The sequence below is a fragment of the Dysgonomonas sp. 37-18 genome (assembly GCF_001899125.1).
Taxonomy (GTDB): Bacteria; Bacteroidota; Bacteroidia; order Bacteroidales; family Dysgonomonadaceae; genus Dysgonomonas.
On record NZ_MKVC01000025.1, the window covers coordinates 58358 to 81578 of the forward strand.

Annotated in this window: 12 protein-coding genes; 6 read left to right on the top strand and 6 right to left on the bottom strand. The window is 38.8% G+C overall.

Annotated elements, in window-relative coordinates; genetic code table 11:
- Positions 1 to 94: 94 nt before the first annotated feature.
- From topB to BGO84_RS10060, 6 genes are all read left to right on the top strand, one after another.
- Entirely contained in the window at positions 95 to 2230 is a 2136-nt protein-coding gene (topB, locus tag BGO84_RS10035; RefSeq protein ID WP_291029000.1) for a DNA topoisomerase III, read from the top strand.
- A gap of 218 nt (positions 2231 to 2448) precedes the next feature.
- Positions 2449 to 2868, top strand: a complete 420-nt coding sequence (locus BGO84_RS10040) for a DUF1896 family protein (protein WP_006842134.1) — start codon at positions 2449 to 2451, stop codon at positions 2866 to 2868.
- On the top strand, positions 2858 to 8455 hold the full coding sequence (locus tag BGO84_RS10045; protein WP_291029001.1) for a helicase-related protein: 5598 nt from the start codon (positions 2858 to 2860) through the stop codon (positions 8453 to 8455). Before BGO84_RS10040 ends, BGO84_RS10045 begins: the two co-directional genes overlap by 11 nt.
- A gap of 107 nt (positions 8456 to 8562) precedes the next feature.
- Positions 8563 to 10452 (top strand): hypothetical protein, encoded by a 1890-nt coding sequence (locus BGO84_RS10050; protein ID WP_291029002.1) that lies wholly within the window; start codon positions 8563 to 8565, stop codon positions 10450 to 10452.
- 158 nt (positions 10453 to 10610) lie between these two features.
- Positions 10611 to 12842: a beta-glucosidase BglX gene (bglX, locus tag BGO84_RS10055; protein WP_006842131.1), complete on the top strand. Its 2232-nt coding sequence runs from the start codon at positions 10611 to 10613 to the stop codon at positions 12840 to 12842.
- A 10-nt stretch (positions 12843 to 12852) separates the two neighbouring features.
- Positions 12853 to 15438, top strand: a complete 2586-nt coding sequence (locus tag BGO84_RS10060; RefSeq protein WP_291029003.1) for a glycoside hydrolase family 2 protein — start codon at positions 12853 to 12855, stop codon at positions 15436 to 15438.
- A 160-nt stretch (positions 15439 to 15598) separates the two neighbouring features.
- Here BGO84_RS10060 and BGO84_RS10065 read toward each other — a convergent pair whose 3' ends face one another.
- The 6 genes from BGO84_RS10065 to BGO84_RS10090 form a co-directional block, all read right to left on the bottom strand.
- Positions 15599 to 16402 carry an alpha/beta hydrolase fold domain-containing protein gene (locus tag BGO84_RS10065; protein ID WP_006842129.1) on the bottom strand — a complete coding sequence of 268 codons (804 nt, stop codon included), beginning with the start codon at positions 16400 to 16402 and terminating at the stop codon, positions 15599 to 15601.
- A gap of 91 nt (positions 16403 to 16493) precedes the next feature.
- Entirely contained in the window at positions 16494 to 17678 is a 1185-nt protein-coding gene (locus BGO84_RS10070; protein ID WP_006842128.1) for a glycosyl hydrolase, read from the bottom strand.
- Positions 17679 to 17689: 11 nt separating this feature from the next.
- Entirely contained in the window at positions 17690 to 19174 is a 1485-nt protein-coding gene (locus tag BGO84_RS10075; RefSeq protein WP_006842127.1) for a hypothetical protein, read from the bottom strand.
- A gap of 12 nt (positions 19175 to 19186) precedes the next feature.
- On the bottom strand, positions 19187 to 20650 hold the full coding sequence (locus BGO84_RS10080) for a hypothetical protein (RefSeq protein WP_006842126.1): 1464 nt from the start codon (positions 20648 to 20650) through the stop codon (positions 19187 to 19189).
- 50 nt (positions 20651 to 20700) lie between these two features.
- A complete protein-coding gene (locus tag BGO84_RS10085; protein WP_006842125.1) occupies positions 20701 to 21663 on the bottom strand; it encodes a hypothetical protein in 963 nt (320 codons plus the stop codon).
- Positions 21664 to 21678: 15 nt separating this feature from the next.
- Positions 21679 to 23217 carry a RagB/SusD family nutrient uptake outer membrane protein gene (locus BGO84_RS10090; protein WP_026177019.1) on the bottom strand — a complete coding sequence of 513 codons (1539 nt, stop codon included), beginning with the start codon at positions 23215 to 23217 and terminating at the stop codon, positions 21679 to 21681.
- Positions 23218 to 23221 lie beyond the last annotated feature (4 nt).

A 23221-nucleotide genomic window follows, 5' to 3' on the forward strand; every position in this document is an offset into this window, starting at 1 on the left:
CAGCGAGAGCAGAGTCAAACCCTGTTTGAACTATGCCGAGTCGCGATAAATATCTTATCCAATAAAATTTATCCATTCTAACAAAAAAACAAATATGAAAACAGCTATAATAGCCGAAAAACCCAGCGTAGCCCGTGAAATAGCGGCTATTGTCGGAGCAAATGATAAAAAAGACGGTTACCTGTATGGCAACGGTTATCTTGTAACATGGGCATTGGGACACCTCGTTGGACTATCCATGCCCGAAGGTTACGGATTCAAAGGATTCAAAAGGGAGAATCTTCCGATTATTCCCGAAACATTTACCCTCCAACCCCGTCAGGTAAAAGGAGAAAAAGGCTATAAAGCCGATCCCGGTGCATTAAAGCAACTTAAAATTGTAAAGAATGTCTTTGATGAATGCGATAAGATAATCGTCGCCACTGACGCCGGACGTGAAGGGGAGCTTATCTTTAGGCTCATCTATTCTTACTTAGGATCAACCAAACCTTTTGACCGTTTATGGATAAGTTCTTTGACTGAAGAGGCTATTCGTGAAGGATTAAAGAATCTGAAAACCGGAACTGATTATGATAATTTGTACAAAGCAGCCAAATCTCGGAGTGAAGCCGATTGGCTTGTTGGCATCAATGCCAGCCAGGCATTAAGTATTACTGTCGGAGAAGGTATCTATTCACTGGGGCGGGTACAGGCACCAACATTAGCCATGATATGTTCCCGCTATAAGGAAAACAAACAATTCGTGCCTCAGACCTACTGGCAACTGGCATTAGGAATAGAGAAAGACAATATCACATTTAAAGCCTATTCCAAAGATAAATTTGACAAGAAAAAAGATGCCGACCAGCTCTATGAATTATTGAAGAGTAATCCACAGGCTGAGGTAAAATCGGTTGAACGAAAGAATGTAACAGAAGAAGCTCCCCTGTTCTTCGACCTGACAGGCTTACAAAAGAAAGCCAACCAATTATATGGTTTCTCGGCAGACAAAACACTAAGTCTGGCTCAGACTCTTTATGAAAAGAAACTGATTACTTATCCCCGAACAGGAAGCCGTTATATCTCTGAAGATGTATTTGAGCAAATACCCGAGTTACTTCGATGCCTGAAAATACATCCTTTATTTGTAACCTATGCAACAGAACTGCAAAAAGGCAACCTGAATAAACAGGGAGTCAATGATAAGAAAGTAACAGATCATCATGCCCTGCTTATCACAGAAACCTATGCCCATGATATAGTAAAGGATGAACGTAAAATATATGACCTGATTGCAGGACGTATGCTGGAAGCCATTTCTCCAAAATGCAGTAAGGAACAGGTAAGAATTATATTCACATCAAACAACTTGGATTTCGAAGCCAAAGGCTCGGTGATTATTAAAGCCGGATGGCGTGCTATTCTTTCCGAACAACCGGCAAAGGATAACGGAGAAAAGCAAACAGATTCAGAAGAAAACACTTCTGTCCGTTTACCTGCATTTAATGAAGGAGATAACATACTGGCTACGTCAAGTGTATTGATTGAGAAACAAACCAAGCCGAAACAGCTATATACCGAAAGTTCCTTATTGACGGCAATGGAAAATGCAGGAAAAGAGCTGGATGATGAGGCACAACGAAAATCCATGAAGGATTGTGGTTTGGGAACACCTGCTACCCGTGCATCTATCATCGAAACACTGATAACAAGAGGATATATCTTCCGAAAAGAAAAATCCCTTATGCCGACAGAGAAAGGACTGGCTATCTATGGGATTGTCAAATCGATGAAAATAGCCGATGTAGAAATGACAGGGATGTGGGAGGAAACACTGGCTAAAATAGAAAGAGGCGAGTTTGATGCAGATACTTTTATGAAGAGCATTGGTGTCTATACCTCGCAGGTAACGGGAGAATTGTTATCCTCCAATATTGTATTCCGGGAAAAGCAATCGGAAATATCCTGCCCGAAATGTAAAGAAGGAAATATCCGAATCTATCCGATGGTTGCCCGATGCAAGAATGAAAACTGCGATTTTGTACTTTTCAGGAACAAATCGGGGAAAACACTGAATGATACTCAGGTTACCGAATTATGTAAAGGTCAAAAGATTGGACCGATAAAAGGGTTCAAAAGCAAGGCGGGGAAAGACTTCGATGCTTCTTTGGTATTAGATGAAGAGTATAATGTAAAATTCATCTTTGCTGACAATAAGCAAAGAAGTAATAAATCGAAGAAAAAGCAGTAACAAAGGGCCTGTGACTCCCTCCAAACAAACGGCACTTGGGTATCCATCCCAAGTGCCTAGCTAATTATCCAAGCTATCCGGTCTAACCCGATATGCCTCCCGACATATATCCGAAAACGGAGTAAATAACCTGAATAAAACAAAGGTAGGCATAATTCCAATTCTCCAACAATCAAAAAAATATAATTATGATACAGAATAAGAATCAGAATAACACCATGGAGTTATCCTATTACAGATTAACTCTTCTTTCCTATCTCAAAGAATGTCATCCGCATCTGGCATCCGATACAGAATTTATCAAAACCAGAGCTGATGAAGCATCCGAAGCCTATTCCAATGCGATAAAAGAAAGACTATCGCAGGCCGAAGCTGAAGAACTGGCAAATCTGACATTGTTCAAAGGACTACTATTCTCCAAGCATGATACTATTGTCAATGTATTGTGGAATGAGTTCTCCGATATTGTTCCGCAAAGCGAGGCAAAAGATTATGCCATATGTATTCTATCACAATGTGAGTTCCTGTTCCTACAATATCCTATCTCCGATGAGTTCGCTTATTCTCCCGAATATGATGAACTCTATACTGAATTAACAGGATTTATTGACTTATGGCTGGAAGAAAATGAGTTATAATAAGAAGACTCACCTTCGTGCCAATATCGAAGCCATCCGTACTGTCTTTGCTCTCGAAAGAGAGCATAGGACAGCTACCGATGAGGAAAGAGCAATAATGCAGGGCTATTCGGGATTCGGAGGACTTAAATGTGTCCTCAATCCTGCAAACTCTCTAGCTGATACTTCTGCATGGGCAAAATCAGAACTGGAACTGTTCCCAATGGTTGCTGAACTACACCGGGTTATCAGGGATAACGCCTCATCAGAAAAGGAATATAAGCAATACTTCAATAGCATCAAGAATTCGGTGCTTACTGCATTCTATACACCTCCCGAAGTAGTACAAACAATAGCCGGTACACTAAAAGATGCAGGGATAGAAGTAAACCGTTTTCTTGATCCTTCTGCCGGAATGGGCGAGTTTCCAAAAGCATTTTCTAATGATGATACGGAGAAATTCTGTTTTGAAAAAGACCTGCTGACCGGAAAACTTCTATCGCATCTCCAACCGGAAGACAAAGTAAAGATTGAAGGCTTTGAAACTATCGAGAGCAGATACAATAACTACTTCGATGTAGTTTCCTCCAATATTCCATTCGGAGATATGAGTGTTTTTGATGCCAGCTTTATGAAACAGGATGCACTGCATCGTGATTCTACCAGAGCTATACACAATTATTTCTTTGTAAAAGGAGTGGAATCGTTGCGGGAAGGTGGTATTATGGCATTTATCACCTCTCAGGGAGTAATGAATTCTCCCAATAACGAGCCAGTACGCAAGTGGTTGATGGAAAATACAAACCTTGTATCAGCTATACGTCTGCCCAATAACCTCTTTACCGATTATGCGGGAACAGAAGTTGGAAGTGACCTGATTTTATTGCAAAAGAATACAGCTAAAGAAGAATTGAATTTCGGAGAAAAATTATTTGTCCGAAGTACACCATTACCAATAACCGGTATATACAACAACGATTACTTCTATAATCATGTTCGGGTAGTACAAACAAAAGCATTTATAGATACCGACCCATATGGGAAACCGGCACAGGTATTTATCCATGAAGGAGGAATGGACGGTATAGCCGAAACTATGCAAAAAATGCTGAATGCCGATTTGAGAGATAACCTCAATCTTGATTTATACAATACTCATGCAGTTAAGAATAACCTGCCCAATGCAGAAGATATAAGGGAGTTCGGAGCATATACCGCAGAAAAAGAACGGCAATTATGGGATGAGCAACCCAGCCCTGAAGATTTAGGTATCGAAACAGATGTAAAAAAAGAGAAAACGAGCTATCAGGCATTGGAAGTCAATGTTTCCGATCCGGTTATTTCCTTATATGATTTATTCGGTTTTACACAGGAAGAACGGACACAGGTAAAACCTGTCAGAAACAGAAAGAAACCTGTATCGAAAGGAAAACCTGTACAGCTTAGTATGTTTTCCAAAGAAAATTCCCAGAATCCACCAAAGGGAAATTCTGCTCCTCCCCCTCGGGGAGGTCAGGAGGGGCTTTATCCCATAGCCGATGCACGAATAGCCGAACAGCAGGAAAGGCTTCGACAAGAACAAAAACGGCAGGAAGAACGCAAACGCTCTTTTGAACCTCGTCCTTATTCGGGCGAACTTTTTGAGTTCCACAAAAGAGGCTCTCTGGTTGAAGATAATGGACAAGTAGGCTTCTTAAAAGAACGCTACCGGGACGATGCCGAGTTTCAGGCACTGGATGTTGCATTTGACCAACGAACTAAGATTAGTCGCTATATAGAGATACGCGATACTTATCATAAACTATACAATCATGAAGCCGAGCATCTGACCGAACACGCTTCTCTGCGTGGCAACCTGAACCTGTACTATGATTCTTTTGTACGCCGTTATGGGCATCTCAATGATAAGAAGAACCTCGATGTTATCAAGATGGATGCCGGAGGCAGGGAGATACTATCATTAGAAAGACGCGCCCCCCTTAATCCCCCCGAAGTGGGGAAACAGAGCCTCCCCTTTGGGGAGGTTGGAGGGGCTTTCATTAAAGCCGATATCTTTTCTATGCCTGTGGCCTTCAATCCCAATGAAATTACTGTTGCCGACACTTCAGATGAAGCCCTGATAGCTTCTTTGAATAAGTATGGGGAAGTGGATATCGATTATATGCTATCCCTGATGGATGGAAAACAACAGGAAGAAATCGTTTCAGACTTGCAAGGACGTATCTATTTTAATCCCTTAGTTCAAAATTATGAAGTCAGCGACAGGTTTATTGCAGGCAATGTTATAGAAAAATCAGAAGCCATTGAACACTATCTGCAAAATCATCCCGATGATATTCCTTCACAAACATCACTAAAAGCATTACAGGAAGCTATACCGCAACCGATACGTTTTGAAGAACTGGACTTCAATTTCGGGGAGCGTTGGATTGATACGGGAGTCTATGAAGACTATATGGGTAAACTCTTTGAAACGGATGTCAATATATCCTATTATGCTTCCCGTGATGACTTTACTGTCAAAGCGGACAGGAGTAATATGATTATCAATGAAAAGTTTGCCGTACAGAGTGAGAACAGGTTATATACAGGTATTCATCTCTTAACGCACGCCCTGCTCAATACAACACCTAATATTACTAAAACAATCAAAGTTACGGACCCCGATACGGGAGAAGATAAAGATGTAAAAGTGCCGGACGGGCAAGCCATACAGATGGCCAATACCAAGATCGATGAAATCCGCAACGGCTTCACCGACTGGCTAGACCAGCAATCACCCGAATTTAAAAATAAACTGGCTGATTCCTATAACCGCAAGTTCAACTGCTTTGTACGTCCCCAATATGAAGGTTCACACCAAACCTTTCCCGGGCTGGATTTGAAGGGCTTGGGTATTCCTGACCTATACCAGTCCCAAAAGGATTGTGTATGGATGCTCAAGCAAAACGGAGGAGGAATCTGTGACCACGAGGTTGGTGCAGGAAAAACACTCATCATGTGTACAGCTGCTTATGAGATGAAGCGATTAGGACAGGCTAATAAACCCATGATTATAGGATTGAAAGCCAATGTACATGAAATAGCTTCTACCTTCCGCACAGCATATCCCAATGCTAAGATACTCTATCCCGGGAAAGAAGACTTTACTCCACAGAAAAGGGTAAAGATATTCAATGATATAAAGAATAACTCTTGGGATGCAGTTATCCTTACCCATGACCAGTTCGGAAAGATACCCCAATCACCGGAAATGCAGCAGGAGATATTTCAGGCAGAGCTGGATTCGGTAGAAGAAAACCTGAATGTATTACGTAGTCAGGGAAAAGATATATCCAAAATGATGCTCCGGGGATTGGAAAAACGAAAGGCCAATCTGGAAGTAAAGCTAAGCAACCTGGCCGAACAGATTAAAGACAGGACCGATGATGTCGTAGACTTTAAGATGATGGGTATAGACCATCTCTTTATAGATGAAAGCCACCAGTTCAAGAACCTCACCTTTACCACAAGGCATGACCGTGTAGCAGGATTAGGCAATCCCGAAGGAAGCCAGCGGGCCATGAATATGCTCTTTGCTATCCGTACCATACAGGAAAGAAGGGATAAAGATTTAGGAGCAACATTTTTATCGGGAACAACAATATCAAACTCCTTAACGGAATTATATCTTCTTTTCAAATACCTGCGTCCAAAGGAACTGGAAAAGCAGGGCATCAATTCCTTTGATGCATGGGCAGCTGTCTTTGCCAAGAAAACAACGGACTATGAGTTTTCTGTTACCAACCAGATAGTACAGAAAGAACGATTCCGGTATTTTATTAAAGTGCCTGAACTGGCATCCTTCTATTCGGAGATAACAGACTTCCGTACAGCAAGGGATATAGGGATAGACAGACCCGAAAAGAATGAAGTATTGTATAATATTCCTCCTACACCACAACAGGAAATCTTTATAGAGAAACTGATGCGCTTTGCTGAAACAGGAGACGCTACGATACTAGGTAGGCAACCTCTATCTGAAAAAGAAGAAAAGGCAAAAATGTTGATAGCAACAGATTATGCCCGAAAGATGTCGTTAGATATGCGTATGATAGATATGTCTTATGGGGACCATGTCGATAATAAAGCATCCCATTGTGCAGCTAAGATAGCGGAGTATTATAATAAATACGCAAAAGAAAAAGGGACACAGTTTGTATTCTCTGATTTAGGGACCTATAAGCCCAATGAATGGAATCCATATTCAGAGATAAAACGCAAGCTCATTGAGGATCACAAAATTCCTGCCCATGAGATACGCTTTATACAGGAAGCTAAGACAGATAATGCCAGAAAAACGATGATAGAAGCGATGAACGCAGGACGTATCAGGGTATTGTTTGGCTCTACCTCTATGCTGGGAACGGGAGTGAATGCACAAAGGCGGGCTGTCGCAATCCATCATTTAGATACGCCGTGGAGACCGTCTGACCTCAATCAACGGGATGGACGGGCTATTCGTAAAGGTAATGAGATAGCCAAGCTGTATGCAGATAATAAAGTGGATGTATTGATTTATGCGGTTGAAAAAAGCCTCGATTCATATAAGTTCAATCTATTACAAAACAAACAGTTGTTTATCAATCAGCTAAAGACAAACAATATGGCTACCCGTACCATTGACGAAGGTAGTTTGGACGAAGGTTCGGGTATGAACTTTTCGGAGTATGTGGCTGTATTATCAGGTAATACTGACCTGTTGGAAAAAGCCAAGTTGGAAAAGAAAATTGCATCGTTGGAAAGCGAACGGCAGGCATTTAACCGCAGCAAGTCTTCGGCTATTTATAAGTTTGAGGATATTACCCGTACAGTAGACAGTAACTCTGAAATGGTAGCAAGGATGACAAAAGACCTGAAACAATTCAATGAAAAGGTACAGATGGACAAGGAGGGCAATAAACTCAATCCGATAAAATTGGATAATCTGAACACTACTGATCTGAATGCTATCGGAGATAAACTCAATCAACTGGCCAATAATGCCCGAACCAATGGCGAATACTTTAAAATCGGAGAATTGTATGACTTTAAAATACTTGTCAAAACGGAGGATAGCCAGAAGGAAGGCTCGATGTTTAAGGATAACCGCTTCTTTATCGAGGGAGAGGGAAATATCAAGTATTCGTACAACAATGGGCATATTGCTACTGATCCGATATTGGCTTCAACCAACTTCCTGAAAGCTTTGGATCGAATACCTGCTTTGATTGAGAAATACCAATCGGACAATCAAAAATTGGAAAAGGATTTACCTGTATTGAAAGAGGTGATGATGGCAACTTGGAAGAAAGAGCCAGAATTGAAGGACTTGAAATCGCAACTTGATTCATTGAGCAGGCAGATTAATTTAAGCTTGGAGAATAGGAATCAGGAATTAATAACCAATACAACAATCCCTGAAAGGAAACCAGAATTGTCTGCTTTAAAAATGAATAGTGAAGAACCTGATAGACATTCAGGAAAAATATTATCTATCAAAGATATAATAGATGCTAATCCTGATAGGATAATTATGGCAAAGCCTGATACTGGGAATCAAAATAAATCAAGAGGTATAAAAATATAATTATAAAATTAATTTTCAGAAAAGTATTAACATTTAGTTATATAGTATAATTGTTTGTCAATTAGTGTGTTTAGGTTTGCATTATACTAATTTTAACCATTATCATCATGAGAAAACTAATATTTAATTTAATTTTACTGCTAATTGCAATTACTAGTAGCTCTCAAAACAAAATTGTATCTAACTTTAATTATCTTTCGTCTAATTTTGATACGTGGGGAAATGTGTCAATCAATGTCCTAACATCTACGGACGGCAGTCTTGGTAAAGCAGGTCTTGTTTCTGTTCCTGCAAATAATGAAGGAGACGGAATTTATTTTAACCTGAATAACACATTTACAAAATCTAATTATTCGGGAATTAAAATACGGGTAAAGTCTGCTAATATAGGAACCTTCTCATTTGTGTATAAACTCGAAAATACTTCCACCGGAACTTCCGTGTCGGATTGGGAAACCTATCCAAAATACAATGCAAACGGGCAATGGCAGGATGTGATATTACCTTTAGACAGGCTTTCGGACGGGCAATTCAACAGGATTAGTTTAGTTCCGGGAGCCTATGAATCCAAACCGGCCTTTTCATTCTATATCGACGAAATTGCTCTTGTTAATAAAAACGTGAATTCTAGCAGTCCTACTGTAACCATCAGCGGTAATAAGTTCTATGCCTATGGTAAGCAAATTTTCTTCAACGGTATAAATACTGCATGGCAATGGAACAATGATTATCGTCTCGATTTTTTAGGAAGGAATTATAACCACCAATGGTGGCAGGAAGAATTCAGCCGTTACGAACAAAACAATATCAATCTGGCTCGGATATGGGTACATGGAGGAGGTAACACAAGCCCATCGTTGAATGGGGATGGACTGGTTACAGGCGCTACCTCACAGTTCTGGACCGATATGGACAAGCTTGTGGCATTGTCCAGAGAAAGACAAATATATATTATGCCCACTTTCTGGTCTTTCGATATGGTAATTAACAATTACAATGCAACCCGCTGGAGCCAGTTCCGGCAAATAATCAATGATGAAAACAAAACAAAATGGTATTGTGAATATTTTCTTGTTCCGTTTGTAAAACGATATAATGACGAACCATATGTGATGGGCTATGATATATGTAATGAAATAGAACATATGTGGAGGGATGCCAGTTGTGGTAATTTATCCCGTGATAATGTTATACGATTTATAGCTATCTGTGCTTCCTACATACATAAACATACCAATAAACCTGTTACATCAGGTTCTATGTGGATTATATGCAATAGCAACAAATACAATAGTTGGACATGGGCAGATACCTATGCAGGCAATAATTATAGTGAAGCATCTTTGAGAGCACGATACAATGACCTTGATGCATTTCTTGACTTCTATTCTCCGCACTGGTATCAGTGGCAATCGTCAGGAGCTTTCTTTAATAAAACTATCGGAGAATGGATGGATGACGGATACAAAGCCGTAGTTATCGGTGAAACACCCGGATATAATGTAAATGAATCGGGCTGGAATATGACTTTGGCTAATGCTTACCTGAATGCATATTGGAATGGTTACAGCGGAGTATGTGCATGGAAAAGCCCTTGGGAAAATGACGGATACGGCACTTTTGCAGGAATAACACCGGCAACAAATAATTTTTATCAGAATTATCCACAATTAGTTTATCCTAATGGAAAACGACAGACATTTATGGCATCTGATTATTCCCTAACCGATAATCACCTTGTAGAAAGTAAAAAAATAGTAGATGATATTGAAATAACTGTTGTTAGCGGAGGTATACTGAAAGTTAACATAAAAAATGAATACAAAAATGCAACTATGCAAATAGTTGATGTATCGACAAGTCGTATATTATCCAATCAGAAAATAAAAAATCAAAACACAGAATTTAACCTCGACCATCTTGGTAGTAATAAAATAATAGGAGTTCAGGTCGTACGAGGCAACGATATAGTTTCAAAAAAGTTTTTCATAAAGTAATTACATCCTAATTGCAAAAATATAAGAGCAAAGCCGAAATATCAGCTTTGCTCTTTATGTTAAAGAAGAGTTATTTCAAAATAGTATAATCCTTCAATTATATTGTATAATTCTTAAATCTAAGTTATTAATAGATTTGTACTATTTATATAAGTATTATGAAAAAGAAACTTTTTACCATTATTGCTACTTATTTCTTATTCGGTAACTTATTTGCTCAAGTTAATATAGAATACAGAATAGAGGCTTTATTAAAACAAATGACCTTGGAAGAAAAAATAGGTCAGATGAACCAGTTGCATTGTGAAGACTGGAATAAGCTAAAAGAAGAAACTGAAAAAGGTCATGTCGGATCAGTAATGAGTATAACTGATCCCAATCTTTTTAACGAAATACAAAAAATAGCTGTTGAAGAATCACGTCTCGGCATCCCATTAATTAATGCACGAGATGTAATACATGGATTTAAAACTATATTTCCTATACCATTAGGTCAAGCTGCTACATTCAATCCGGAAATTGTTGAGAAAAGTTCGCAGATAGCTGCGACAGAAGCTTCTGCAGCAGGAATAAGATGGACATTTGCCCCAATGATTGATATTACTCACGATCCACGTTGGGGAAGAATAGCTGAAGGTTTTGGAGAAGATCCTTATTTAGTCTCAGAAATGGGTAAAGCATCTATCAGAGGATTTCAGGGTCGCAGTCTTCATAATCCTCGTAGTATTTTGGCATGTGCAAAACATTTTGTCGCTTATGGTGCTGCTGAAGGAGGAAGAGACTATAATTCAACTTTTGTGTCGGAAAGAAGATTGCGAAATCTATATCTGCGTCCTTTCGAAGAAGCAGTCCAATCCGGAGTGGCCACAATAATGACTTCATTCAATGATAATGATGGGATTCCGGCATCGGGCAGTAAGTTCTTATTAACTGATATTTTAAGGAATGAATGGGAATTCAATGGTTTTGTTATATCTGATTGGGCATCAGTCATTGAAATGGCAAAGCATGGTTATTGCAAAAACGGGAAAGAAGCCGCAATGAAAGCCGTTAATGCGGGATTAGATATGGAAATGGTCAGTGAAACATATATCAATCATCTACCTCAATTATTAAAAGAGGGAGAAGTATCCCTTTCAGACATAGATAATGCTGTAAGAAATATACTAAGGATAAAATTTGAATTAGGTATTTTTGAACAGCCGTACATACAAGATGAAAGAGAAGAAATATACTATGCTGAATCTCATTTAGAAGCTGCACAGGAGGCAGTCGAGCAAAGTACAATTTTACTGAAGAATGAAAATAATGTTTTGCCATTGAATATGAATAATATTAAGAGGATTCTTGTTACAGGTCCAATGGCAAATGCACCACATGATCAATTGGGAACATGGGTATTCGACGGAGACAAAAAATATACAAGAACTCCATTAATATCGTTACAAGAACAGTCCGGACATATAATAGAAATAATATACGAACCTGCGCTGTCTATCTCCCGCGATACAAGTAAATACAATTTTAGTAAAGTCGTTGAATTAGCCAAAAAGGTTGATGTAATATTAGCTTTTGTAGGTGAAGAAGCTATACTTTCCGGCGAAGCTCATTCGTTGACAACTTTAAATTTACTAGGAGCCCAATCAGCACTCATTGAAGAACTGGCGAATACAGGAAAACCTCTTGTAACGACTTTTATGGCGGGGCGTCCTTTATCAATAGGAAAAGAAGTTGCTCTATCTGATGCTGTATTATACTCTTTCCATCCGGGAACGATGGGAGGACCGGCATTAGTTAGTCTATTGACAGGAAAAGTTATTCCATCAGGAAAATTACCTGTAACATTTCCTAAAAATGTGGGGCAGATACCAATATATTATAATCATAACAATACCGGAAGACCTGCCGATGGCAATGAAACAACATTATACCAAATACCTATAGAAGCTGAACAAACCTCATTGGGTAACAAATCTTACTATCTGGATGCAGGAAAAGACCCTTTATATCCATTCGGATATGGATTGTCTTATACTACATTTATTTATTCCAACCTCCAATTGTCACACAATAAGATCAAAAAAGATGATACTCTGGAAGTTTCTTTTGATTTATCCAATACGGGGAAATATGATGCTACTGAAGTTATACAGATTTATTTCCGTGATATAGTAGCAAATATTATAAGACCAGTAAAAGAACTAGTACATTTTGACCGTATAAATCTTCAAGCTGGAAAAACAATGAAAGTTAAAGTTGAAATCCCTGTATCCAAACTTGCTTTTTGGAATATAGATATGCAAAAGGTTGTTGAATCTGGACAATTCGAATTATTTGTAGGGGGAAGCAGTGAAAATGTTATCAATACTAAATTTGAAATAATCAACTAAATATATACATATGAAAAGAATAACAACAATACTACTTATGATTATGTCAACGATATTAATTTTAAATAATCTGCAAGCTTCTCCGATTTTAACGGAGATAAAATCGGAATGGAAATTTAAACAGGCAAGATTAAACAACTGGTATCCTGCTACTGTTCCCGGTGTTGTGCATACCGACCTGATGGATAACGGTATCCTGGAAGACCCTTTTTTTCGCTTGAATGAGAGAGGAGCACAATGGGTGGATAAGGAAGACTGGATTTATGAAACCACCTTCCATATAGATGATGAGACTTTCCGAAAAGAGAATATTGATTTGTACTTTAAAGGATTGGATACTTATGCCGATGTTTATCTCAACGAAACCAAGATACTCGAAGCAAATAATATGTTTCGGGAATGGCGTGTGGATGTGAAAAATATAATCCACCAAAAAGATAATAAGCTTAAGATATACTTTCATTCACCTATAAAGGTCGATATGCCAAAATGGGAAGCTTTGCCTTTTCAGTATGAAGCTATAAACGACCAATCAGAGAACGGCGGACTTTTCGACCGGAGATTAAGCGTATTTGCCCGCAAAGCAGGATATCATTATGGATGGGACTGGGGGCCCCGTCTTGTTACTTCCGGCATCTGGCGTCCTGTATTTGTGGAGGCATGGGACGGACTTCGTATTGATAACGTTCATTATATCCAGAAAAATGTTTCTGCTAAGAATGCGGATATCGAAACCGTATTGGAAATAGTAGGAGACAAAGACATAGCTTCCGCAAAAGTGGAAATAACAGATGAGCAGTCGGGAAAAGTATTGTCTTCTGAAGTCGTAAATATCCAAAAAGGGATAAATAAAGTGAAGTTGAACTTCACTATGAAAAACCCTGAATTATGGTGGTCGAACGGATTAGGCAAACCTCATCTCTACACTTTCAATGTAAAGGTATCGATAGACAACAGGACGATTGACAATAAAAGTGAAAAAATAGGAATACGTTCTGTTATGCTTGTTAGACAGCCGGATAAATTCGGTAAAAGCTTTTATTTCGAATTGAATGGTGTCCCTGTTTTCTCGAAAGGAGCGAACTATATACCCTGTGATATTTTCCTTCCGCGGGTTACAAAAGATATATACCAGAAGACTATTCTGGATGCAGTAGATGCCAATATGAATATGCTCCGCGTATGGGGAGGCGGTATTTATGAAGACGATTACTTCTATGAACTTTGCGATGAATACGGTATCATGGTCTGGCAGGACTTTATGTTTGCTTGCAGTCTTTACCCTGCTGAGGGCGAATTATTGGAAAATATCCGGCAGGAAGCGATAGACAACGTAAAGAGATTACGTAACCATCCTTCCATAGCCATCTGGTGCGGGAACAACGAATGTCTCGATGCATGGAAAATTTGGGGGTGGGAAAGGAATTATACAGCAAAAGACCCAAAAATTGCGGAAACTATATGGAAGCAGTTTTATGACCAGTATTTTGTCGTTCTGCCCGATGTCGTAAAAGAATACGACCCGATGTCAAGCTATACGCCTTCTTCTCCGTTTACCGATATAGACGGAAGAAGGGACAAGACCGATGGCGATATGCATTATTGGGATACATGGCAGAAAGGGCTTCCTATAAGCACTTATAATGACGAAAAGAGCCGTTATTTCAGCGAATATGGTTTTCAGTCGTTCCCCGAATGGGCTACTGTAAAACTGTATGCTCCCGAAGAAAAGGATTGGAATATCACTTCTGAAGTGATGATGTCGCATCAAAGGGGCGGGGCACATGCCAATCAGACCATTGAAAAATGCCTGATAAATGAATATGGACAACCAAAGGATTTTCAGTCTTTCCTTTATATGAGTCAGGTTTTGCAGGGAGATGCCATGAAAATAGCCATGGAAGCGCACCGCCGTGATATGGGATATTGCATGGGCTCATTGTTCTGGCAACATAACGATTGCTGGCCTGTGGCTTCATGGGCAAGCCGGGATTATTATGGCCGTTGGAAAGCCCAGCATTATTTTACCCGTGAAGCGTTTAAAGATATACTTGTTTCGCCTATTTTAAAAGACGATAATCTGGATATATACATTGTTTCAGACAGGCTGAAAAATACCAAAGGTAAATTGCATATTTCCGTGATGACATTGGATGGTCGTGTAATTTCAGAAGAGATTAAATCCATCAATATACCTGCAAATGCAAGTACTAAGGTTTATTCGGAAACAATAGTTAAACTGATGAAAGGTAAAGCTAAAAATGAAATTGTCGTAGTAGCGGATTTCATCGATGATAACAATAAGCAATACAGCAATAATTATTTTCTTCTCAATCAGAAAGAGATAAACCTGCCTGAAGCAAATATCACATACAAAATACAAGCCATAGACAATGGGTATGAAATAACCTTGAATAGTGATAAGTTCGCAAGAGCAGTATATTTATCAGTGGATGGAATCGACAATTTCTTTGAAGACAACTATTTTGATTTGTTGCCGAATAAGGAAAAACCAATTAGTGTAAAAACAGAATTATCAATGGAAGATTTTAAGAACCAAATAAAAGTCATTTCTCTGAAAGATTGCCTACATTAACTTTTCATAAATGTAAAAGAGGCTGTCCCAAAAGTCAGAACATCCTCTTTTTTATACGTTTTTCTTCGGGTCTGTATCTGAGACTGTTTTCAAATACTCAAATCTCAGAGAGATAAAAATGCTTTTGGGACAGCCTCTTTTCGTTTTTTTATAACTTGTCTTAATTCATTTTATTTATCCAGTTCAGCATTAGCAGACAACCCGGGGCATACACATTTCCATGGTCAAAACCCTGTAATTCGTAAAGTTTTACATCTTTGTTTCCTACTGACCTTAATATAGCATCTAAGTGTGCATTCTCTTCATAACGAGCAGGAAGTTCCATGTTTCTATCCCCTGTGATTAACAGTATGGGTGGAGCATCTTTCCGCGCATGTGTAATGGGTGCATATTCGTCCATATAAGGAATATCGAACGAAAGTCCCCTTTCTTTCTTGATTGTATAGTGCGTATTTGTTTGTCCGCTTATCGGAATCACCCCTTTAATTTTATCCGCATCGATACCTAATTTTTGCAGATAAGATTTATCCAGCGCAACCATTAGTGCTAGATAACCTCCGGCAGAATGTCCCGATACAAATATCTTGTCCGTGTTTCCGCCATAGGACGCAATATGATTAAAAACCCATGCGACAGACTCCGAAGCATCTTCTGTGTAAGCCGGATTTTTAGTTTTCGGACTGAGACGGTAGTTTACTGCAACCACGGCTACACCCGTTTCTTTCAATTCGAGGGGAATACCTTTTTCGCCACCTTCCAATCCACCGCCGTGAAACCATATTATAGTCGGATAATCTGTCTCTCCCTCAGGATAATATACATCCAGTTTACAACGTTCTCTCCGATATTCATCCTTCTCGTCCGATGAGATATAGGAAATATTTTCTTTCAGTATGTAATTTTGGCTGTATACATCAGCTAAAAACAAGCCCAGAAAAGCAATAATGATAATGGTTTTTCTCATTGTGATTTATTATGATGTATGAAAAAAGTTTGCATAACAAAAAATGTTGTGCAAACTTAAGAATATTTTCAAGAATCTGTAATAATGGGAATTAATTCACTGTCAACCCCTCTGCCATCTGATACATATTGGGTAAATCTCCTGAAAAGAACGAAACCGGGCTATCATACATTTTTATAAAGTTCTTCTCTGAAGCATGCCCTTTAAACGCTGAATAGAAATGTTTTCCACTCTCACCCGGATCATAAGCGTTACGCCACATAACAATCAAGCTGATAAATTGTCCTGATGCTGGAGTAAGTATCTGTTGTGTCCAATAATTCTTTTCAGGTACACCTCCGCGTTGTATTCCTTCAACTCCTGTTTCAGTAACTCCGCAAGGTTTTTTCAATTCTTTCGAAAGGCGTGACAAAGTAAACAGATTTGAGGTGAATGTATTTGGATTGAGTCCATGATAGGCATCCATTCCCAAAAAGTCCACATAATCATTGCCCGGCCATCTGAATAGGAAGTTATCACGTCCCTGAACAGAATCTATCTGAGGAGAAATTGCGTAGATGAAATTATGTACGCCTTTCGTGTCGCGAAGATAGTTTACGGTAAATTTCCATAAGGCGATAAATTCCTCCTGTGTAGTGCAGGAACTTCCCCACCATGACCAGCCTTGTGTGTGTTCGTGGAACGGACGGAAAATAACGGGAATATTCTTACCGTCGGAACCTTTCAGGTTTAAAGCAAAATCAGCCAAGCGGTCAAGCCACAGTTTGAATTTCACATTTGTTTCACTACCTTCTGTAAGTATCTCTTTAGCTACATTTTTATTAGAATTGTCCCATGAATCACCTCCTGTCAATGGATTATTTAGGTGCATAGATGCTGTCAATACTTCACCTCTATTATATGCTTCGATAGCAACTTTTCTGCGGATAGCGTTTGCTGCGTTCTGATAGCGGTCATCCATTATTTCCGAAACATCGAAACTGAAAACTGCCGGATAATCACCACACACATCTTTAGTATCCGAACGACCTTCTTCATTATACCATTTGCGACCATACCACAGGTCATCATGATGACCGAACATAAAACCTTTGGACTGTATAGCCCATAAATTAGAATATAAAGCTTTAGTTTCGGTTGTGGCATTTTTGTCAACTATTGAAAGCTCTTTTACTTCTTCATATTCCGGATACAGAGCCGGAACATCATCCACATCTGTACAATTTGTAAACAGAATCGCAACCAGTGCAAATAATAAACTATATTTTTGTTTCATAATATTCATTTTTAGTCCATATTCGTTAATAAAATAAAGCTTTGTGCTTTAAGAATTGTTTTGTATTCTTTACCAATATTTAAACGAGTTTCACTCGGAACCGGATGTCCATCTTCATTCTTCTTCATATTGTTTTCTTCGTATAAATATTTTGAAACATCTTGGAGTTCCACCGGTAAAGATATACTCAGATTCTTATCAGTTTCTCCAATATTTACAGCAGCCAAGACATGCTTTCCATTATGTTCGCCAGCAACCATATAGATTCCTTGAGTGCGGTCTATTGTTGTTTTCAGAATATTAGTTCCGGAAGGGAAATAGCGGCACATAAGCGACCATGTATAATACCACGGACGGATTTCTTCTTGAGATGGATCGTTGAATACCTCTTCTCCCAGAATATTCCACATTCCCCACAATTTGATATCTTCCGTTTTGCCTGAATCGCCACTGCTGTGCATAGCATCATCCAGCATCCATGCTGCAATACCCGAATAACCGCCGTTCATTACCTCCATACAGAGAAGAGGCATATCCAGCCCATAGAAGTAATCGTAGACCAGCATGTTAGAATCGCTTCCTTTCGTAAACGGGTGCCCTTCTGTTCGGCGGTTATATTCTTTCATCAGTAAAGAGTCTGCCTCACGCCAGTATTTATATCCCGCTTCACCTAAAACGATTTTTTTATCCTTCGGAACAAATTCTTTGTGCCGTGCCAGAATATCGACATATTTACCCGAACGCACTTCGTATTGCCCCGGATAAGCATGTAAGTCATACAAACCGACAATAGAGTCTACATCGTTAGCTGTTTGCTTTACCCAGCCTATAGCGTCATAAGCAGATGCCGGATTTTTAAAATCCATGACAGCGTCTGGTGCTGCAAATTTCACTTTCTCACTCAATCCGGGGAATTCTTTCATCTTAGTATGAAAACGGAGCAACATAGATTTCCATAATTCATAATCGCCGTTCGTAGAGGCCCAGTCACCATCGGGTTCGTTGAAAATCACGAAATATTTGATACATGAAAATCCAAGGTCATTGACCAGATAATTGAGGTAATCGACAGACATATCCACCCATTTTTGGTCGACTTTCATATCCCATGTCGGAGGATTGTATTCTCCATACATAACGGTAATGTTATTATCGGTACAATATTTCAATACGCGCGAAAGCGATTCTATATTCCGTGTTTTATCATATTTGCCTGTTTCTGCATCATAATAACGGAAAGGGCTGTTTATCATACACCGCACATATCCCATCCGCATGAAATCTAGCCGTTTGAAAAGCTTTTGCCAATCTGCTTCGGATATGGATGAACCCCATGCTTCAGCTTCATCATACGGGTCCCATTCGACTCCGTTTCCGATATAGTCAGCATTGATAATATCGGAACTAACCGTAATCTGTAATTCCTCTTTGGGTGCGGAGCAGGACAAAACAACCATACTTAATGCAATAGCCTTTATTATATTTTTTATTTTCATATCGGTCATCTATTAATAATCAAAATTTGTATAAACAATGAGTGATTCAGCAGGCATTGTGAACTGTTCTCCTTTTGAGAGATTCAATTTCAGATTCTCTTCATTCGGTAAAAGTAAATAGTCACCTTCTGTTTTCAATGTACCATCAGCATAAACGAACTTCTTGCAACCCGTTAATTCAGGCATATTCGAACTTTCCAGCTTTATCTCTTTCTTTTCTTTTGAAACATTTACTATGGCGAGCATATATTTACCGTCTTTTCCCGATATTACCGATTTTACGTTGTTATCACCCATAATATCACTCATATAGATTTTAGATTTAGCAGGAATATATTTGCTCAACAACGACCAAGCATAATACCATGGACGTACATTCTCTTCCTCAGCTCCAAACTGTTCTTCTCCAAATATATTCCAGAATCCCCATATTTTCAATTTATCGGGAGCTTCATTGGAGTGCATGGCATCGTCGAGCATCCATACCACTGAACCCGAATATCCGCTGTTGATAGTCTGGAATAAGGCATCTGCCATATCCGTTCCGTACATATAATCGTAAACGAACATCTGTGAATCTTCAAGTGAAGCATGTTTTTTGGCTTTTGCACGGCGGATATTATCCTGATTGTAAAGTGAATCGGCTTCTTCGACAAATTTGAAGCCGATTTCTCCCATTACTATCTTTTTCCCCTCCGGTACACTGTTTTTATAAGCTTTGATAATATCCGTATATTCTCCTGAATTAACGGTTATCTTAGATGGGTAAGTATGAATATCATACAGTCCGACCATATCGCCTAGCTGTACGGCTGTGCTGTCTATCCACCATGCTTCGTCCTTACCCCATATAGCGACATCGGGTCCTACAATGTCAACTTTGTCATTCAACTTTAAAGTTTCCATATTCTTATGAAGTTGCTTTATAGCTGAAGCCCATAAGGAATAGCTTGTATTTGTTGATGACCAGTCGCCGTTTGGTTCGTTTATCAGATTGTAGTATTTGATGCATGTATAACCCTTTTCATTGATAAGGTAGTCGACTAGTTCGGCCGCATGTTTCATGTTCTTATCGTTAATCTTTGCTTCACGGGTATTGATTACACTCCATCCCCAATCCCCGAACATTACTGTTACATTTCGACTCTGGCAGTAATCCAGCATTTTCGATAATGTTTCCATACCTTTTCCGGGAGTAAATTCTCCGTCATCCAGAAATGAAGAGGTATTTACCATAATGCGGATAAACTGCGGACGCATAAAGTCGAGCCTGTCATACAGCTTTTTCCAGTCGGCTTCGGATATTTCCAGCCTGCCGTTACCGTAATCCAGTTGGTATGGGTCCCATTGTGCTCCATTCCCTATATAAGAATCGTTTATGAGGGTATTTATATCAATGGAAATTACTGCATCCGGCTCTTTCTGGGAACAAGATAGAACGAGAACTGAGAGAAATAAAAACAAACCTTTTTTCATTGTTTATAAAATATGGACAGATAAACCCGAAGGCTTATCTGCCCGTATGATTATTGTTTAGTTATCATTATGTAATATTTACGTGCTTTCTTGGCAAATTTATCAAAATCGCTGTAAATATTATCCCAGTCATCCGTACCATTCAGGTTAAATGAAAAAGCATTATTATTAACAGTTACAGATTTTCCATTTCCTAAATCATATGTTCCCGCGTTTTCCAATACTCCGGTGGTTACTGTTCCATCTTCAGCAGTAAATGAAATAGTTCCAAGTGCATAGTTGCGTGTCCAACGACTCTCGCCTTCCGGTATTTGACGATAAAAATGTTTCAGGTCTAAATCAACACCGGGATTATCTTTGTTCTGGGAACCTTGGAAAATAAAGTCTGCATATTTTCCATCCGATCCTGCATTATTGATACAAATCCCCGAAGTATTACCCTCATCTGTAATTTGATCCATTGTGAAAGTCAGGATATTGTCGCATTCTGTTTTAGGTGCATAATTATCAGACCAGCACCACGATTTACTTTGTAGTTGGAGAACTGCTCCTCCTCCATATTCCGGACCTGTTCCTCCGTAAACAATTAGATCGTTGATAGCCCAGGTGCCTATTACAGTTTCCCTGAATTCAGTTGCATATATTTTATACTCACGTACTAGCCCTGTAGCAGAAGTTATTGTAAGAATTGTACTTCTTTCAGCATTGCTAAAATCTAATGAGCCACCAATATTTATTGATGCTTTGGCATCATACGATAGTTGTAATTTTTCTAGCTCTACTTTAGAAAGATCTTCAATTGCATCTATATTTAACGACAATCCTATTTCGCCCGAAGCATCGTCTATTCTGGCTATCTCGGCTTTTCCAACTTGATTTTTTAATTTTATATCCAAAACCATTCGGTCATTGCTCCAGCCACCCTCATTCAAGTCGTCCTGCATATCCTTTACACAAGATTGGGTAAGGATAGCAAAAATTACAAATAAACTATATTTTAATACTTTGTTCATGATCTCTAAATTTAATTAAGGTCTTAAACTTGGATTCAAATTAATCTCAGATTGAGGAATAGGGTAAAAAGTATATTGGCTTTCATTCAATCCCATATTCTTCACTTCCTGAATATCTTTTATACGGTTAAGGCGCCTTAAGTCGTATAAATATGCACCTTCGAAAGCCAACTCATATTTACGTTCTTTGTACACAGCCTCTCTGAAATCACTAGTGTTAAGTCCAGAAATTAAGTTTCCAAGTCCGGCGCGATTACGTATAAAATTAACAGCGCTATAAGCCTCCGATGTTGGCCCGGCAGCTTCTGCATAGGCTAACGCTATCTCAGAATAACGAATTAGATAGGGACGTGTGCTCGTTTTATCTCCGTCAAATTTGGGGTCGATAAATTTACGGCAGAAAGGATATGGAATTTTTCCACCTGTCGGAGTCCACTCCGCTTTCAGTGTTCCATCTTCACTATAAATCTTATTAACGATAAGGTCTGTCTTACGCTTGTCATCATTATCATAACTATTGTAAAATCCTATTTCGGTACGATATTCGCCCCATCCGTCATGCGATTTAATATATTCATTTGAATCACCCTGTTTCAGCCAGATCGTTGCGCCATCAATATAAGGAATATACATTTTCGATATTTTGGAATATTGTCCTTCACTTTCTCCCGTCCGATCCATTGACATTAGGAAAATGTTTTCTTTACCGTTAAAATTATCTATATCATAAATTTTCAGTAAATCATTTTCGAATCCATAAGTGTGTTGAGGATAAGCCGGATCAAATCCCATGACGCGTCCTGCATACTTTTTGGCTTCTTCGTACATAGAGTTTACATCCTTGTTCATGTCTTTAAAAAGCAATACACCATTTTCTTTGCCCGAAGCAATAGTAAGATATGTCTTTGCTAATAAAGCCTGTGCTGCAACCTTATCTACACGTCCCATAGTTGGAGTAGAATACACAGGCATCAACTCTTCTGCCAACTTTAAATCTTCTATTATGAAATCATATAATTCATCCATACTAGCAGCTAGTGGAGCTGAAGTCTGGTCCAAAGTCTCTACTACTCCTTTGTGAATAGGAACTAACCCAAAGTTGCATGACAAATAATAGTAATTATAAGCTCTTAAAAAGTAAGCCTCTCCCATATATTGGTTTCTTAAATCATCCGGCATATCAGTACCAGGAAGCTTTTTTATAACCGCATTCGCACGGTTGATAGCAATATATGAATATTTGAAGAAATTCATCAAAGTGCCATTAGTATTGAAATTGTCTGTTTTCCACAAATTCAAGGATTGATTGTCTGTTGCAGCATCGGATTTTGTCGTCATAATTTCGGTAGGCATATCCCCGAGAAAAACTAGTGCTCGAGAATATTCCAAATATGTAAGTGTTGCATATGCATAATTGATAGCAGCTTTTGCATCTTCTGAACTTTTGTAGAAGTTATCTTCAGAATAGAATCCGTAAGGATCTTCATCCAGATTACAGGCTGTAAAGCCCATAATGAAGCAGAACATTAATAAAAATTTTATTTTTGTTTTCATGATT

Coding starts and splice junctions, on each gene's coding strand:
- BGO84_RS10050 (WP_291029002.1), top strand. CDS start 8,563: ATGAGAAAACTAATATTTAATTTAATTTTACTGCTAATTGCAATTACT.
- BGO84_RS10085 (WP_006842125.1), bottom strand. CDS start 21,663: ATGAACAAAGTATTAAAATATAGTTTATTTGTAATTTTTGCTATCCTT.
- BGO84_RS10090 (WP_026177019.1), bottom strand. CDS start 23,217: ATGAAAACAAAAATAAAATTTTTATTAATGTTCTGCTTCATTATGGGC.
- BGO84_RS10070 (WP_006842128.1), bottom strand. CDS start 17,678: ATGAAACAAAAATATAGTTTATTATTTGCACTGGTTGCGATTCTGTTT.
- BGO84_RS10060 (WP_291029003.1), top strand. CDS start 12,853: ATGAAAAGAATAACAACAATACTACTTATGATTATGTCAACGATATTA.
- BGO84_RS10065 (WP_006842129.1), bottom strand. CDS start 16,402: ATGAGAAAAACCATTATCATTATTGCTTTTCTGGGCTTGTTTTTAGCT.
- topB (WP_291029000.1), top strand. CDS start 95: ATGAAAACAGCTATAATAGCCGAAAAACCCAGCGTAGCCCGTGAAATA.
- BGO84_RS10045 (WP_291029001.1), top strand. CDS start 2,858: ATGAGTTATAATAAGAAGACTCACCTTCGTGCCAATATCGAAGCCATC.
- BGO84_RS10075 (WP_006842127.1), bottom strand. CDS start 19,174: ATGAAAATAAAAAATATAATAAAGGCTATTGCATTAAGTATGGTTGTT.
- BGO84_RS10040 (WP_006842134.1), top strand. CDS start 2,449: ATGGAGTTATCCTATTACAGATTAACTCTTCTTTCCTATCTCAAAGAA.
- BGO84_RS10080 (WP_006842126.1), bottom strand. CDS start 20,650: ATGAAAAAAGGTTTGTTTTTATTTCTCTCAGTTCTCGTTCTATCTTGT.
- bglX (WP_006842131.1), top strand. CDS start 10,611: ATGAAAAAGAAACTTTTTACCATTATTGCTACTTATTTCTTATTCGGT.